Origin of the sequence: Fervidobacterium sp., from assembly GCA_026419195.1 — a bacterium.
In the GTDB taxonomy this organism is placed as follows: domain Bacteria; phylum Thermotogota; class Thermotogae; order Thermotogales; family Fervidobacteriaceae; genus Fervidobacterium.
Map to the genome: position 1 here is coordinate 1 of JANZZV010000100.1, position 228 is coordinate 228.

The following is a 228-nucleotide window of genomic DNA, read 5'->3' on the forward strand; positions in this document are numbered from 1 at the left end:
CGTCCATTATGTCTTCAAAACATAAAGGCACTCAATTAGAGTGCCTTTATTATATCTACCGATACATTCTTGAAACCTTCTATAACCATATCAGCATCCTTTAAAATTTCTTTAGAACCAACACCTATGACCTTCATATTAGCTTTTTTTGCCGCTTCAATTCCTGCAATTGCATCTTCAAAAACAATACATTCTTCAGGCTTTAAATTAAGTTCTTCCGCACCCTTT

The 228-nt window shown here is 34.2% G+C and carries 1 protein-coding gene; it reads right to left on the minus strand.

What is annotated here, in order from left to right; translation table 11 throughout:
* Nucleotides 1–35: 35 nt before the first annotated feature.
* Nucleotides 36–228 (minus strand): HAD-IA family hydrolase (locus N2Z58_09475; GenBank protein ID MCX7654887.1); only part of this gene is annotated, 193 nt, incomplete at its 5' end.